This window comes from Pseudomonas sp. S2_A05 (genome assembly GCF_054668485.1).
In genome coordinates, this window is record NZ_CP162775.1 from 2,630,589 (window position 1) to 2,645,156 (window position 14,568).

11 protein-coding genes and 1 pseudogene are annotated in these 14,568 nt (G+C 61.3%); 9 read left to right on the forward strand and 3 right to left on the reverse strand.

All coding sequences use genetic code 11. The features are described 5' to 3' along the window. Complete coding sequence (locus AB4O12_RS11955; RefSeq protein ID WP_056788700.1) at window positions 1–471, forward strand: DUF1810 domain-containing protein; 471 nt, start codon at window positions 1–3, stop codon at window positions 469–471. On the opposite strand, the pseudogene AB4O12_RS11960 reads toward AB4O12_RS11955, so the two are convergent. After that, window positions 436–2,794, reverse strand: a pseudogene (locus tag AB4O12_RS11960) (DNA polymerase II). The gene AB4O12_RS11955 and the pseudogene AB4O12_RS11960 overlap by 36 nt on opposite strands. A 378-nt stretch (window positions 2,795–3,172) precedes the next feature. Between AB4O12_RS11960 and AB4O12_RS11965 the strand changes: the two are divergent. Beyond that, on the forward strand, window positions 3,173–3,613 hold the full coding sequence (locus tag AB4O12_RS11965; RefSeq protein WP_041477195.1) for a CBS domain-containing protein: 441 nt from the start codon (window positions 3,173–3,175) through the stop codon (window positions 3,611–3,613). Between the two features lie 179 nt (window positions 3,614–3,792). Here the strand turns inward: AB4O12_RS11965 and AB4O12_RS11970 are convergent, their stop codons facing one another. Together AB4O12_RS11970 and AB4O12_RS11975 are read right to left on the reverse strand one after the other, a co-directional pair. Next, window positions 3,793–4,416, reverse strand: coding sequence for a glutathione S-transferase N-terminal domain-containing protein (locus tag AB4O12_RS11970; protein WP_236169580.1), 624 nt, complete (start codon window positions 4,414–4,416; stop codon window positions 3,793–3,795). Window positions 4,417–5,047: 631 nt separating this feature from the next. Then, complete coding sequence (locus AB4O12_RS11975; protein ID WP_423662275.1) at window positions 5,048–5,236, reverse strand: hypothetical protein; 189 nt, start codon at window positions 5,234–5,236, stop codon at window positions 5,048–5,050. A gap of 252 nt (window positions 5,237–5,488) precedes the next feature. Between AB4O12_RS11975 and AB4O12_RS11980 the strand changes: the two genes are divergently transcribed. The 7 genes from AB4O12_RS11980 (at window position 5,489) to AB4O12_RS12010 (ending at window position 14,567) form a co-directional block, all read left to right on the forward strand. Beyond that, the gene (locus AB4O12_RS11980; protein ID WP_460062080.1) at window positions 5,489–6,313 is read left to right on the forward strand and encodes an energy transducer TonB; all 825 of its coding nucleotides are present in this window, start codon (window positions 5,489–5,491) and stop codon (window positions 6,311–6,313) included. Between the two features lie 45 nt (window positions 6,314–6,358). Next, complete coding sequence (locus AB4O12_RS11985; RefSeq protein ID WP_041477200.1) at window positions 6,359–7,066, forward strand: MotA/TolQ/ExbB proton channel family protein; 708 nt, start codon at window positions 6,359–6,361, stop codon at window positions 7,064–7,066. After that, window positions 7,066–7,467, forward strand: a complete 402-nt coding sequence (locus AB4O12_RS11990; RefSeq protein ID WP_016775377.1) for an ExbD/TolR family protein — start codon at window positions 7,066–7,068, stop codon at window positions 7,465–7,467. Before AB4O12_RS11985 ends, AB4O12_RS11990 begins: the two co-directional genes overlap by 1 nt. A gap of 210 nt (window positions 7,468–7,677) precedes the next feature. After that, window positions 7,678–10,389: a TonB-dependent receptor gene (locus AB4O12_RS11995; protein ID WP_460062083.1), complete on the forward strand. Its 2,712-nt coding sequence runs from the start codon at window positions 7,678–7,680 to the stop codon at window positions 10,387–10,389. A 224-nt stretch (window positions 10,390–10,613) separates the two neighbouring features. Continuing rightward, window positions 10,614–12,479 (forward strand): extracellular solute-binding protein, encoded by a 1,866-nt coding sequence (locus AB4O12_RS12000; RefSeq protein WP_460062085.1) that lies wholly within the window; start codon window positions 10,614–10,616, stop codon window positions 12,477–12,479. Between the two features lies 1 nt (window position 12,480). Further along, window positions 12,481–13,545, forward strand: coding sequence for a microcin C ABC transporter permease YejB (locus AB4O12_RS12005; protein ID WP_150741201.1), 1,065 nt, complete (start codon window positions 12,481–12,483; stop codon window positions 13,543–13,545). After that, on the forward strand, window positions 13,545–14,567 hold the full coding sequence (locus AB4O12_RS12010; protein WP_123442070.1) for an ABC transporter permease: 1,023 nt from the start codon (window positions 13,545–13,547) through the stop codon (window positions 14,565–14,567). Before AB4O12_RS12005 ends, AB4O12_RS12010 begins: the two co-directional genes overlap by 1 nt. The last annotated feature ends 1 nt before the right edge of the window (window position 14,568 follow it).

Genomic DNA, 14,568 nt, shown 5'->3' on the forward strand with positions numbered 1-14,568 from the left:
ATGAGAAGCACAGATCTGCACGACCCGTACAACCTGCAACGTTTTGTCCAGGCTCAGGACCCGGTGTTCGAACGGGTCCAGCGTGAACTCGAGACGGGCCGCAAGCGCAGCCACTGGATGTGGTTCGTCTTCCCGCAGTTCGCCGGGTTGGGCGGCAGCGAGATGGCCCGGCGCTTTGCCATTGGTTCAGCCGAGGAAGCCCAGGCGTATCTGGCCCATGAACTGCTCGGGGCGCGGCTGCGCACCTGCACGCAACTGGTGCTGAATGTGCCGCAGCGCTCGATTGCAGACATTTTCGGCCATCCCGATGACCTGAAATTTCATTCTTCGATGACTTTGTTCGCCCAGTTCAGCGCCGAGGACAGCCTGTTCCATCAGGCACTGGAGCGCTACTTCCACGGCATTCTCGATGAATGGACGCTGCAATTGCTCGACTCAAAACAGGCCCAGTTGCCCACCGATCAGGGTTGAGAAGTCGTCGTCGACAAACGGCAGAATCGCATCCGCCACTGGTTGCAGCTGCCGAGTGATGTAGTGGTCGTAGTCGATGGCGGCGCGGCGCACCTCCAGCGGCTCCGGGCCGGCCAGGGTGATGACGTAGCTGATCCAGCCGCCGTTCTGATATTGCCGTGGCCGGCCATGCTCGGCGTTGTATTCGTCGGCCAGCCGCGCCGCGCGGACGTGCGGCGGCACGTTGCGTTCATAATCGTCGAGGGTGCGGCGCAGGCGTTTGCGGTAGATCAGCCGATCGTCGAACTCGCCAGCGAGGGTCTTGCGCACGTAGTCGCGCACGTAATCCTGATACGGCTTGCGCTGAAAAATCCGCTCATACAGCTCTTGCTGAAATTGCCGGGCCAGCAGCGACCAGTCGGTGCGCACGGTTTCCAGGCCCTTGTAGACCATTTCCTCGCTGCCATCGGCGCGGGTGACCAGGCCGGCGTAGCGCTTCTTGCTGCCCTCCTCGGCGCCGCGAATCGTCGGCATCAGGAAGCGCTTGTAGTGAATCTCGAACTGCAATTCCAGCGCGCTTTCCAGCCCGTATTCCTCGCGCACATGCGCGCGCCACCAATCGTTGACGTGCTTGACCAGCGCATGGCCGATCTGCGCTGCTTCTTCCTGGCCGTGCAGACTGCGCAGCCAGACGAAGGTTGAATCGGTGTCGCCGTAAATGACCGCGTGGCCCTGTTCTTCGATCAACTGGCGGGTGCGCAGCATGATTTCGTGGCCGCGCAAAGTGATCGACGAGGCGAGCCGGGTATCGAAAAAACGGCAACCACTGGAGCCGAGCACGCCGTAGAAGGCGTTCATGATGATCTTTAACGCCTGGGACAGCGGCGCATTGTGCTCGCGCTTGGCGGTTTCGCGCCCTTCGGCCACCCGCGCCACGATGGACGGCAGACAATGGCGGGTGCGCGAGAAGCGTGCGCCACGAAAACCCGGCACCGAGTCGGCGTCATCCGGGTGTTGCAGGCCCTCGATCAAGCCCACCGGGTCGATCAGAAAGGTGCGGATGATCGACGGGTAAAGGCTTTGTAATCGAGGACCAACACCGATTCGTAAAGCCCCGGGCGTGAATCCATGACAAACCCGCCGGGGCTGGCCTGCGGTGGATTGGTGCCCAGATTGGGTGCAACGAAGCCCGGCGATGCATCAACGGCATGTACAAATGGGTGAACGCGGCGACCGAACCGCCGCTGCGGTCGGCCGGCAAACCGGTGACGCTGGCGCGTTCGAGCAAAAAAGTCAGCAGTTCGGTCTTGGCGAAGATCCGCGTGACCAGTTCGCAGTCCTTGAGGTTGTACTTGGCCAGCGCCGGTTTGTCCTCGGCGAACATGCGGTTGATCTCGTCCATGCGCTGGTATGGGTTGTTGATCGCCTTGCCTTCGCCGAGCAGGGTCTGCGCGACGTTTTCCAGGCTGAACGAGGGAAAACTCCAGGTCGCCGAACGCAACGACTCGATGCCATCGATGATCAGCCGCCCCGCTGCCGAGGCGAAGTAGTGATTGCGGCTGCCGTGCTCGCGCCACTGCATTTCTTCGCCGCCACGACCGATCTTCAGCGGCACGCCAAGACGCCGTGCGTGTTCATGGAGGATGCGCAAATCGAACTGCACGACGTTCCAGCCAATGATCGCGTCAGGGTCGTGGCGGGCGAACCAGTCGTTGAGCTTCTTCAGAATGAGCGTGCGCGAATCGCAGTATTCAAGGTCGAAATCGACAATGCTGGCGTCGCCATTCGGCGCGCCGAGCATGTACACCTGGCGCTCGCCACAGCCTTCCAGAGCGATGGAATACAGCTCGCCGTTTTCGGTGGTTTCGATGTCGAGTGAGACCAGGCGCAGTTTCGGCCGGTAAGTAGGGTCGGGTTTCAGTTGGGCGTTGATCAGTACGCCGTCAGCATCAGGCGTGCCGCCAAACAGCACCGGCGCGGTGATGAAGCGCTCCATCAGATAGCGCTCCGGCGGGCGCACGTCGGCTTCAAAGACGTCGACGCCGGCGCGGTTGAGCGCGGTTTCGAGGCGCATCAACTGGCCGTGCTGCTGGCAATACAGACCGAGCACCGGACGATGCTGAAAATCGAGCAAGGCCAACGGTCGCAGCTCTACATTCTTTTCATCGTGCAGCAGACGCTCGGCCGCTTCCCGCTGGGCGGCGGGAATAAACGCCACCGATGGCTGAGGCGCCAGACGCACGCGGCGCGGCCCGGTGTCCGTTGCCAGCCAGAACTCGACTTCGGTGCCGGCCGGCGTATCGCGCCAATGCCGGGTCAGGACGAAGCCCTGCTGTAAATCCACCAATGCGACCTCAACGTTTCAATCAGAACGCCATTCTACGCAGCATTTGTGGCGAGGGGATTTATCCCCGCTGGCCGCGAAGCGGCCCCGCTTTTAATGAAAGGGCCTGCTGCGCAGGCCAGCGGGGATAAATCCCCTCGCCACAGATAAATCCCCTCGCCACAGATAAATCCCATCGCCACAGATAATTCCTCTGCCACAGATAATCCCCCCTTGTTACAGATAAATCCCCTAGCCACAGACGCTTCATTTACCGATACAAAGAAGTTTTTTCCGGCAAATGGCGTTTTTTGCACGCTAACTGCCGCTTTGCCACCTTGCTCTGCGCAGCTGCGTCTACGATGCTTGATGAACAACGACAACACCTGAGTAACCGCCATGAAGACCGTCGCCCAACTGCTCAAGCTCAAAGATCAGAAAAATCAGGAAGTGCACCAGATCAAACCCGATCACATGGTGCTCGAAGCGCTGATGAAGATGGCCGAGAAAAACGTCGGCGCCTTGCTGGTGGTCGAAGACGACAAAGTGGTCGGCATCATCAGCGAGCGTGACTACGCACGCAAACTGGTACTGCACGGGCGCTCTTCGGTCGGTACGCCAGTGCGCGACATCATGGTCAAGGACGTGATTACCGTGGATACCCGACAAACCGTCGACACCTGCCTGGGCATCATGTCGGACAAACGCCTGCGCCACCTGCCGGTGGTCGAGGACGGGCAACTGATTGGTTTGCTGTCGATCGGCGACCTGGTGAAAGAGGCAATTGCCGAACAGGCCGAGCTGATCAAACAGCTGGAGCAGTACATTCGCGGCGACTGAGCCCACCGCCGTGATCCCCTTGTGGGAGCGAGCCTGCTCGCGAATGCGCCAGGTCAGTGATGATCGTTCCCACGCTCTGCGTGGGAATGCAGCACTGGGACGCTCCGCGTCCCTCTAAAGCCGAACGCGGAGCGTCCGTTGAGGCATTCCCACGCAGAGCGTGGGAACGATCACGCCTGTCAGGCCGGCCAGTGCCGCTCAAACACCGGTGCCAGCACCGGGTGCCGGTCGATCCTTTGCAGCCACGCATAAAAGCCCGGGCGGGTCTGGCGCAGGTGTTCGCGGCTGCCGGCCCAGCGGCTCACCACGGCCGCCAGCACATCCAGTGCACCGGGCGTTTCATCATCCAGATACAACTCCCCGGAAAACTGATCGGCAAACACCTCCCAACTGAAGTGCAGGCGCTGGCGGGTGCCGGCGATCAGGTTTTGCCGTGCGCTCTCGTCAGGCGCGCTCAGCCAGCGCTCGGGGTAATCGATGATGCCAACCGCTGCGTAGCAATTGCTGACGATGTAGGCGAGACCGCGAATCGCCTGATCACGATCGGCAGCCTTGCTCGGCAGCAGGCCGGATTTGGGAAACGTCAGGCCCAGGTGAATCAGGATCGCCGCGCTTTCAGTCATGGCACTGCCGTCCGGCAGTTGCAGGGTCGGTATCTGTTTCAACGGATTGAGTTTGCTCAGCGCCTCGTCAGCCTCGGCGCTGGCTTCGGTATCAATGAAACGATAGGCGATCTGGCACAACTCCAGTGCCGCCTCGATGGCAGCCGCGCCGGAATTCTTGTGACCGTAGAGCTGGTACATGTCCGTTCCCCCGATAAGGCCTTTGCACAGGGTAGATGGCTGGCTGGCCTGACGTAGAAAATTCTGCAAATGTGTCGTGATTGGCACGTTTTTCCCATGCACTGCCGACTTGCGAAATCGACCTTCGCCAATCAGCGCTGGCGGTGCCCATCCCGCACCAAGAGCATTCATCGAACGCTATCCGCGTTCTTGTAAGGTGCGACAGCGAACCAAAAGTTCGCCTGTCCGAGCTGGCAATAAGGAGTTCCTCCGTGAATCTTCAAATGCTCCGCCGTACGACATACCCCACTCACTCGCAAATCCAGCCCCAAGTTCAGCCGAGCCTATTCAGCCTGGCGCATTTCTCCTTTATTACCTGAAACCCAATGCACACTTTGCGTGCCTGGCGATCGAGCGATCGCCGGACGCAGAGTGTTATTTATTTTTTAAATACGACAATTAATAAAAGGCACAACAACAAGATTGTCGAACAATGACTTTCCGTCATTGAAGTTGCACCAAAACCGCACGCCCGAATGTGATGCAGTTAACCAATACTCCAGAATCAAAATAAGGAGCATGCCCTGTGAACCGCTGAATGACTGACCTGCACCAAATCGATTCGCCACGCACCGATAGGTGCTAAGCCTGATCACCGAGCAGCCGCTCTATCCCGCCGATCGGCGTGATAGAGCGTTCCCTCTGACTCGCTCTGGAAAAAGCCCTTCTGCGAGGACTTGAGGACCACTTCGCGCCGAATAAACAGCGGGCGAACTTGAAACTTATATAAATGCGACATCAGCAACACCGAAGATATGCGCTCAACCGGTTTCAGCAACATCTGGCACACCTGTTGCAAACTGTAACAAACCTGAGACAGCTCACGTCTCCGCACAACAACAAGCCACGGAATGGGTAATGAACAATCGATATAGATGCTACTAAGCCATTAAGTTTGTTCGAGGCCGTTTAAACAGATAGTTCAACTATCGGCTCGCGTACACCTTGAAGAAAGTTGCACCCACTCACTCGAACATCAGCCATATGTTCGGACGGCACCTTATTGCCCTTCATCTGACCCGAGGGAGCTTTAATGAACGATGCGGTAAAGCACAAAACCCTGCCGGGGCCGTTGCGGCAAGCGCCGGTCCCGCCGCCCCCGGGCAGGCCGGCGTTTACAGCCAACACGTCACGACCCGGCGGGTTGAACAAACCACAGTTGCTCTTGCTGATCGCCGTGTCGGCGCTGATACACGGCGGCGCGTGGTGGTTCTTCCATCAGGCGCGGCCGGAGCCACTGCCGACGCCGCCGGAAATTCCGGAAATGACCGTCGAGTTGACCAGCCCGACGCCTCCGGCCCCACCGACACCGGAACCACCACCGCCGCCCCCGCCTCCACCGCCGCCGGAACCCGAGCAGCCGGTGGAAGACGAGGACGCGGTCAAGCCGCCGCCCAAACCGGTGGAGAAGTCCAAGCCAATCGAAAAACCAAAACCGGTCGAGAAACCCAAACCGGTGAAGAAAGTCGAGCCACCGAAAGCGCCGCCGGCCCCGGCGCAACCTGCCGCACCTGCGGCGCCGACGACACCGAGCGCACCACCGGCACCACCTGCTGCGCCCGCTCCGGTCAAGGAGTCGGCGGCGATTTCCGGCCTGGCCAGCCTTGGCAACCCGCCGCCGGAATACCCGTCGCTGGCGCTGCGCCGCAATTGGGAAGGCAGCGTGGTGCTGCGCATTCAGGTGCTGGCCAACGGCCGTGCCGGTGCGGTGACGGTGACCAAGTCCAGCGGCAAGGCGCAACTGGATGAGGCGGCCGTCGCGGCGGTGAAGAACTGGAAGTTCATTCCGGCCAAGCGCGGTGACACGCCGATCGACGGCTTCGCCACCCAGACCATCGATTTCAAATTGCCGCAATGACGGCGCAACCGACTCATTACTGATTAACGCAAGCGAGGTGTAGCCATGAACGATTCACTGTCTTCGATGATTGTCCCCGGTGTGCTCTGGGGTCTGGTGCTGTTTTCCGTGGTCAGTTGGGCGATCCTGCTGGTCAAGTCGGCCCAGTACCTGCGCCAGAAAGCGCAGAACAAACAGTTCGCCAAAGCCTTCTGGAGCGCGCCGGACCTGCTCACCGCCGCCGAACACGCCAGCCAGTATCCGGGCTCGCTGGCGCGCATCGCCAGCAGCGGTTTTGAAGCCCTGCTGGTGGAAGATTCGCCGCGTACCACGCAGCAACTGGCGCACACCATCAACCGTTCCGATCGCTTGGAACGCAACCTGCGCCAGCAGATCCAGAAGGAACGTCGCTCGCTGGAAAACGGCCAGGCGATCCTCGCCAGTATCGGCAGCACCGCGCCGTTCATTGGTTTGTTCGGCACCGTGTGGGGAATCATGGAAGCCCTGCAAAGCATCGGCGAAACCGGCTCGGCCAGCCTTGAGGCGGTCGCCGGGCCTATCGGCCACGCGCTGATCGCCACTGGCGTGGGCATCGCCGTCGCGGTGCCGGCGGTGCTGATCTACAACTTCTTCCTGCGTCGGCTGAAACTGGCCTCAGCGGACATGGACGACTTCGCCCACGACTTCGACGCCCTCGCCTCGCGCAGTGCGTTTTCCATCAGCCGCCAGGCCATCGCCAGCAAAAGCACCACCGCCGTGCGGGAGGCCAGCTGATGTCCTTCTCCACTCAAGACAGCGATGAAGTGCTCAGCGAAATGAACGTCACGCCGCTGGTCGACGTCATGCTCGTGCTGCTGGTGGTGTTCATTGTCACCGCGCCGCTGATGACCAACGCGATCAAGGTCAACCTGCCGAAAACCGACGCCGTCGCCCCTGCCGAAAAGAAAGACCCGGTGGTGGTCAGCGTCGATCAGGATGGCAAGTTCTATCTGGCCAAGACCGAACTGGCCCCGGAATCCCTCGAGGCCAGCCTCAAGGAGGTCAAGGCCAAAGACGCCGAAGTGCGTGTGCAATTGCAGGCCGATGCCGCCGTCAATTACGGCCAGGTGGCCAAGGCGATGGCATCGATCGAACGCTCCGGCATCAGCAAGATTTCGGTGATGACCACCCACTGAGTGCGGTGCCGGATGGGTGTTGAAACACCCGCCCGGCGCCGCTGAAAAAAGAAATCCCGTCGCACCCGGCCGACCGAAAAAACGCCCCGCGTCTTCGGAGGGGATCGGCTTGCTTGAAGAAAGTGGTTTTCCGCGCGCGGTATCACCGGAAGCGGAGCAATGAGCGGCTCACAAGGCCAATTCGATAACGTCTGAAAATCGGAAACAACCATGCTGATGAACACTCCACGCTTCACGCTCAAACCTTTGGTGGCAACGATGTCTCGCCACCGTTTTGTTCCGCTGTATCTGGTGGCCATGGGGATGGGCGCCGGGACCGTGCAAGCGGCCGAGGACGACAACAGTGCCACGCCGGCAGCCGCTGTCGTGGCGGCGCCGACCACGCAACTGCAACGGGTCGAAGTGACCGGTTCGGCGATTCGCCGGGTCGATGCGGAAACGGCGGTGCCGATCACCATCCTCAAGGCTGACGAGCTGCGCAAACAGGGCGTGACCACCACCGCCGAACTGGTGCAGCGCATCACCGGCAGCCAGTCGATCAACAACAGCGCCGGCTCCGTCGGCGCGGCCACTGGCGGTGCGTCGTTTGCCGACATGCGCGGCATCGGCGCGAACAAAACGCTGGTGCTGCTCAACGGTCGACGCCTGGCCAATAACGCCCTGTCGGGGACCAACTCGGCCGGCGGCGCGGTGGATCTGAACATGATCCCGTTTGCCGCCATCGAACGCGTGGAAGTGCTGCGCGACGGCGCCTCGGCCCTGTACGGCACCGACGCCATCGGCGGTGTGATCAACTTCATCACCAAAAAATCTCTCACCGATGGCGCCCTGACCCTGGGCGGCGAAACGCCGACCCACAGCGGTGGCGGCGCGACCAAAGACATGAGCGCCAGTTGGGGCTACGGCGATCTCGAAGAAGACCGCTTCAACGTCCTCGGCGTGTTCAACTACAACAAGCAGCAGAACCTCGACGCCAACGACCGCTCCTTCGCCACCGACTATGCGCCCGGTCGCGGTCTCGATCAGACTTCCGGCACCGCGTTCCCCGGCAACTACAGCCAGAACGGCAACGCCACCAACCCGTTGGCCAACAGCAATTGCAACGGCCCCAACCTGATCGCCCGCGACGGCTTGTGCCGCTTCAGCACCCGTGAATACATCGATCTGGTGCCACAGACCGAGAAGACCTCGTTCTTCGGCAAGACCACTGCCAAGCTCGGCGATGATCACAACGCCAACCTTGAATATTTCTGGTCGCGCAACAACAACGCCGTCGCCGTCGGCCCGGCGCCACTGACCGGTCTGAGCCTTGACGCTTCGTCGCCCTACTACCCCGGCAACGGCATCACCCCGGCGCCGACCGATTTCGCCCTCGACCCGACGCAGCCAGTCGACGTCAACTGGCGCGAGACTGCCGCCGGCCCGCGTGAATCGAAAGACCAGAACACCAGCCAGCGCTTTCTGCTGAGCTTCGATGGTCTGGTTGGCGGCTGGGATTACAACGTCGGCGCCTCGTACAACCAGAACAAAATCGTCTCCAGCGTCACCAGTGGCTATGTCAGCGATCAGGCGATGATTGACGGCCTGGCCAGCGGTTTGCTCAACCCGTTCGGCCCGCAGACCGCTGCCGGCCAGCAGTACATCGATGCCGCCGCCTACCACGGCGCCTACTCCACAGCCGTGGGTCGCGTCGCCGGGTTCGATGGTCGCGTCAGCCGTGAAATCGGTGACTGGTTCGGCGCAGGTCCGTCCGGCCCGGCTCTGGGCGGCGAGTACCGCAAGGAGAAATTCCATCAGGACTTCGAGTCGTTCGCCGGCGACATCCAGAGCCTCGGCATCGACCCGGCCGGCAGCGTCGAGGGCGACCGCAGCGTCAAGGCCGCCTATGCCGAACTCAACGTGCCGGTGCTCGACAGCCTCGAACTGTCCGCCGCTGTGCGCCACGACAAATACAGCGACTTCGGCAGTACCACCAACCCGAAATATTCGTTCCGTTATCAGCCGATCAAAGAGCTGGTGGTGCGTGGTGCCTACAGCGAAGGTTTCCGCGCGCCATCGCTGTACGAGCTGTATTCGCCGCGCAGCATCACGTTCACTCAGGGTTACTACAACGATCCGGTGCTGTGTACCGGCGGCGTGGTGCAACCGGGCGGCAACGGCGGGCGCGATTGCGGTCAGCAATTCCTCAACCAGATTGGCGGCAACGAGGATCTGGCCCCGGAGAAGGCGCGCAACGTGACGTTGGGCTTCGTCTACCAGCCGATCAGCAATCTGTCAGTGGGTCTGGATTTCTGGTGGATTCACATCTCCAACCAGATCCAGCCGTTCCCGGAATCCACCGTGTTCGATCAGGCCGGCGCCTATCAGGATCGCTTCGTGCGCAACGCCGACGGCACGCTCAACTACATCGTCACCGGCAACGCCAACCTCGGCATCGTCGAGACCAACGGTGTCGACGTGTCGCTCGACTATCGCTTCCCGAACACGCCGTACGGTCAGTTTGGTCTCGGCCTGCAAGGCACCTATGTCGACGAGTACGACTTCCAGAGCACCATCAAAGGCCCGTTCACCGACAAGGTCGGCGACTTTCAGGGTGACGGCGTGATCGCGCGCTGGAAGCACAACCTCACCGGCAGCTGGAGCCCGGGGGCGGCGCGGGCAGCGCTGACCAACCGCTTCACCACCGGTTACAACGATTACGACCGCGAGACGCACGCGCGGGTGGCGTCGTATTCGGTGTGGGATCTGTCGGCCGGTTACACCTTCAACAAAGTGCTCGACGTTGATGCCGGAATGAAGAACGTTTTCGACCGCAACCCGCCGTTCTCCAACCAGGCCTACAACTTCCAGAGCGGCTATGACCCGCGCTACACCGACCCGCTGGGCCGGACATTGTTTGCGCGCATGACTTACCACTTCTAACCCGAGATAAAGCGCATCCCCCTGTGGGAGCGAGCCTTTGTGGTGAGGGGATTTATCCCCGATGGGGTGCGAAGCGCCCCCAAGACCTGCCGACGCGGAGAATCAGAAGTACCGCATGCATTGATCTTGCGACTGCTGCGCAGCCGATCGGGGATAAATCCCCTCGCCACAAAAGCTCGCCTCACATCGGGTCCGGGTTCCTTCAGGGATTTCAAGGTGACTTCATGAGTTTTTTGCGCAACATGGCTGGCCTGCTGCTCGGCAGTGCGCTGCTGTGCTTCGGGGCGTCGGCGTTGGCCGGCGGCAGTTATGCGCTGACGGTGTACGGCGAAGCGCCGAAGTATCCGGCCGGCTTCAAGCATTTCGATTTTGTTAACCCTGACGCGCCCAAGGGCGGTTCGCTCAGCCGTGCGTCGATGGAGATCGGTCAGTACAACTACATCACGCCGTATGCCGATCAGGGCATTTCGGTGGTGCAGGTCAATGACTGGGTATACGCGCCGCTGGCGTTCCGCTCGCTGGACGAGCCCTACACGGTTTACGCTCTGGTCGCGCAGCAGATCGAGCGCGATCCCGAAGGTTTGTGGGTGCGCTTCACCCTCAACCCCAAGGCACGCTTTGCCGACGGCACGCCGATCACCGCCGAAGACGTGCGCTACACCTTCAACCTGCTGATGACCAAGGGCAGCCTGAGTTACCGCCAGCAATACGCCGACGTGCAGGACGTGCTGGTCGAAGGTCCACGGCAGGTCCGTTTCACCTTCAAGAACAACCTCAATCGCACCCTCGCGCTGGATCTGGCGACGCTGCGCGTGCTGCCCGAGCACTGGTGGAAAACCCGCGACTTCGCCAACGGCGGCGGCTTCGAGCCACCGCTGGGCAGCGGCCCGTACCGGGTGAGCAAGGTCGACGCCGGGCGCAGCATCAGTTTCCAGCGTGACCCGGACTGGTGGGGCAAGGACCTGCCGGTCAGTCGCGGCATGTACAACTTCGACAGCCTGACGGTGAATTTCTACGGCGACACCGACGTCGCCCGCCAGCTGTTGCAGGCCGGCGCGTTCGACTACAACCGCGAGTTCTCCTCGTCCGGTTATGTGGTCGGCTATGACAGCCCGGCATTGCGCGACGGTCGTTTGCAACAGTCGATCCTCGCCCCGGACAAACCCACCGCCGCTCAGGGCTTCGTGTTCAACCTGCAGAACTCGTTCTTCAAGGATCGCCGCGTGCGTCAGGCGATCAGCCTGCTCTGGGATTTCGAGTGGACCAACAAACAGATGATGCGCGGCTTCTACGTGCGTCAGAACAGCTTCTGGCCCAAGAGTGAAATGGCCGCCAGCGCCCTGCCCGATGCCGAGGAATTGAAGATCCTCGAACCGCTGCGCGGCAAGGTCCCTGACGAGGTGTTCACCACGGTCTATGAAGCGCCGAAAACCGATGGCAGCGGCTACATCCGCGACAAGCAACTGCAAGCGCTGAAGCTGCTCGCCGAAGCCGGTTGGACGGCGAAAAACAATCGTCTGGTCAACGCCGCCGGCGAGCCGCTGGAATTCACCTTTCTCGATGGCCGGGGCGGCTTCGATCGCATGCTGCTGCCGTTCAAACGCACCCTCGCTCAGATCGGCATCACGCTCAATCTGCGCCGCATCGATTCGGCGCAATACATCAACCGTCTCAACGCCCGCGATTACGACATGATCGTCTGCGCGTTCCCGCGCAGTGGCGATCCGATCGTCTCCCCGGGCCGCGAGTTGTACAGCCTGTACGGCTCGCAAAGTGCCACGCAAGTCGGCAGCTCGAACGCGATGGTGCTGGCCGATCCGGCAATCGATCAACTGATTGACGGGCTGGTCCAGGCCAACAGCCGCGAAGCCATGGTGCATTACGCCCGCGCCCTCGACCGGGTGCTGCAATGGGGTTACTACATGATTCCCAACTACTACTCCAAAGGCACGCCGACGGTGTATCAGAACCGCTTCGGCATGCCCGCCGTGCAACCTTCGTATGACGAAGGTCTCAACACCTGGTGGGAAGTCTCGGCCAGGCCGCTGACGACTCAGCAGATGAGCGCTCAGCTTGCGGGAGGCCAGTGACATGCTGCGTTATCTGAGTCGCCGATTGCTGCTGATCATCCCCACGCTGTTGTGCATTCTGGTGGTGAATTTTCTTATCGTGCAGGCCGCGCCCGGCGGCCCGGTGGAACAAGCCATCGCCCGCCTGCAAGGCTTTGGCGGGCACAGCATGGGCGGCGGTGGCGAAGTCGCGGCGGTCGGCGGTGCCGGGCGCAGCAGCCGTGGGCTGGACCCGGCGCTGATCGAGGAAATCAAACACCATTACGGCTTCGACAAACCGCTGCACGAACGCCTGTGGCTGCTGCTGAAAAACTACGCACAACTGGATCTGGGCAACAGCTTCTTTCGCGGCGCCAAGGTCACCGACCTGATCGTGCAGAAGCTGCCAGTGTCGCTGTCGCTGGGCTTGTGGGCGACGCTGATCACCTACCTGATTTCAATCCCGCTGGGCATTCGCAAGGCAATCAGGAACGGCAGCGCCTTCGATGTCTGGAGCAGCACCGCGATCATCGTCGGCTATGCGATGCCGGCGTTTCTCTTCGCCATTCTGTTGATCGTGGTGTTCGCCGGGGGCAGTTACGTCAACTGGTTTCCGGTGCAAGGACTGGTCTCGGACGACTTCGCCACACTGAGCACATTGGGCAAGGTCGGCGACTACCTCTGGCACCTCGTACTGCCGGTCACGGCGCTGGTGATCGGCGGCTTCGCCACGCTGACGATCCTGACCAAGAACAGCTTTCTCAACGAGATCAGCCGGCAGTACGTGATCACCGCACGAGCCAAGGGTCTGACCGAGCGGCGCGTGCTCTACGGCCACGTGTTTCGCAACGCCATGCTGCTGGTGGTGGCCGGCGTGCCGTCGGCACTGATCGAAGTGTTTTTCGCCGGTTCCCTGCTGATCGAAACCATCTTCAACCTCGACGGCCTCGGGCGCATGAGCTACGAAGCGGCGGTGTCGCGTGACTATCCGGTGGTGTTCGGCGCGCTGTTTCTGTTCACCCTGTTCGGCCTGCTGATCAAGCTGATCGGCGACCTCTGTTACACCCTGCTCGACCCGCGCATCGATTTCTCGGCGAGGACTGCCTGATGTTCACACTGTCGCCTCTGGGCCAGCGCCGCGTCGCGCAATTCAAGGCCAACCGCCGTGGGCGCTGGTCGCTGTGGCTGTTTATCGGCCTGTGCCTGATCTGCCTCGGTGGCGAGCTGATCGCCAATGACAAGCCGCTGGTGATCCGCTACCACGACGCCTTTTACTTTCCGATCCTCAGCGATTATCTGGAAACCGATTTCGGCGGCGAGTTGCCGTTCCAACCGGATTACGCCAGCAGTTATGTGCACAAACTGATCGAGGATCAGGGCGGCTGGATGCTGTTTCCGCCGATCCCGTTCAGCTACGACACGGTCAACTACGACCTCACCGAACCGGCGCCCAGCCCGCCGTCATCGAGCAATTGGCTGGGCACCGATGATCAGGCCCGCGATGTTCTGGCGCGGGTGATTTTCGGCACGCGGATTTCCATTTTGTTTGCGCTGATCCTCACCGCGATCAGCGCGTTGATCGGCATTGTCGCCGGGGCCTTGCAGGGCTACTACGGCGGCTGGGTCGACTTGCTCGGGCAGCGCGTCCTGGAAATCTGGTCGGGGCTGCCGGTGCTGTATCTGCTGATCATTCTGTCCGGCTTCGTCTCGCCGAGTTTCTGGTGGCTGCTGGGGATCATGGCGCTGTTTTCCTGGCTGGCGCTGGTCGACGTGGTGCGCGCCGAGTTCCTCCGTGGACGCAATCTCGAATACGTGAAAGCCGCGCGGGCGCTGGGCCTGACCGACAGCGAACTGATGCGCCGGCACATTCTGCCCAACGCCATGACCTCCACCCTAACCTACCTGCCGTTCATTCTCACCGGCGCCATCGCCACCCTGACCGCGCTGGATTTTCTCGGCTTCGGCATGCCCGCCGGCACCGCGTCGCTGGGCGAGTTGATCGGCCAGGCCAAACGCAATCTGCAGGCACCGTGGCTGGGGCTGACAGCGTTTTTTGCCCTGGCGCTGATCCTGTCTTTGTTGGTTTTCATCGGTGAAGCGTGCCGAGATGCCTTTGATCCGAGGAGCTGAC

Coding starts and splice junctions, on each gene's coding strand:
- AB4O12_RS11985 (WP_041477200.1), top strand. CDS start 6,359: ATGAACGATTCACTGTCTTCGATGATTGTCCCCGGTGTGCTCTGGGGT.
- AB4O12_RS12005 (WP_150741201.1), top strand. CDS start 12,481: ATGCTGCGTTATCTGAGTCGCCGATTGCTGCTGATCATCCCCACGCTG.
- AB4O12_RS11970 (WP_236169580.1), bottom strand. CDS start 4,416: ATGTACCAGCTCTACGGTCACAAGAATTCCGGCGCGGCTGCCATCGAG.
- AB4O12_RS12010 (WP_123442070.1), top strand. CDS start 13,545: ATGTTCACACTGTCGCCTCTGGGCCAGCGCCGCGTCGCGCAATTCAAG.
- AB4O12_RS11965 (WP_041477195.1), top strand. CDS start 3,173: ATGAAGACCGTCGCCCAACTGCTCAAGCTCAAAGATCAGAAAAATCAG.
- AB4O12_RS11955 (WP_056788700.1), top strand. CDS start 1: ATGAGAAGCACAGATCTGCACGACCCGTACAACCTGCAACGTTTTGTC.
- AB4O12_RS11975 (WP_423662275.1), bottom strand. CDS start 5,236: ATGTTGCTGAAACCGGTTGAGCGCATATCTTCGGTGTTGCTGATGTCG.
- AB4O12_RS12000 (WP_460062085.1), top strand. CDS start 10,614: ATGAGTTTTTTGCGCAACATGGCTGGCCTGCTGCTCGGCAGTGCGCTG.
- AB4O12_RS11995 (WP_460062083.1), top strand. CDS start 7,678: ATGCTGATGAACACTCCACGCTTCACGCTCAAACCTTTGGTGGCAACG.
- AB4O12_RS11990 (WP_016775377.1), top strand. CDS start 7,066: ATGTCCTTCTCCACTCAAGACAGCGATGAAGTGCTCAGCGAAATGAAC.
- AB4O12_RS11980 (WP_460062080.1), top strand. CDS start 5,489: ATGAACGATGCGGTAAAGCACAAAACCCTGCCGGGGCCGTTGCGGCAA.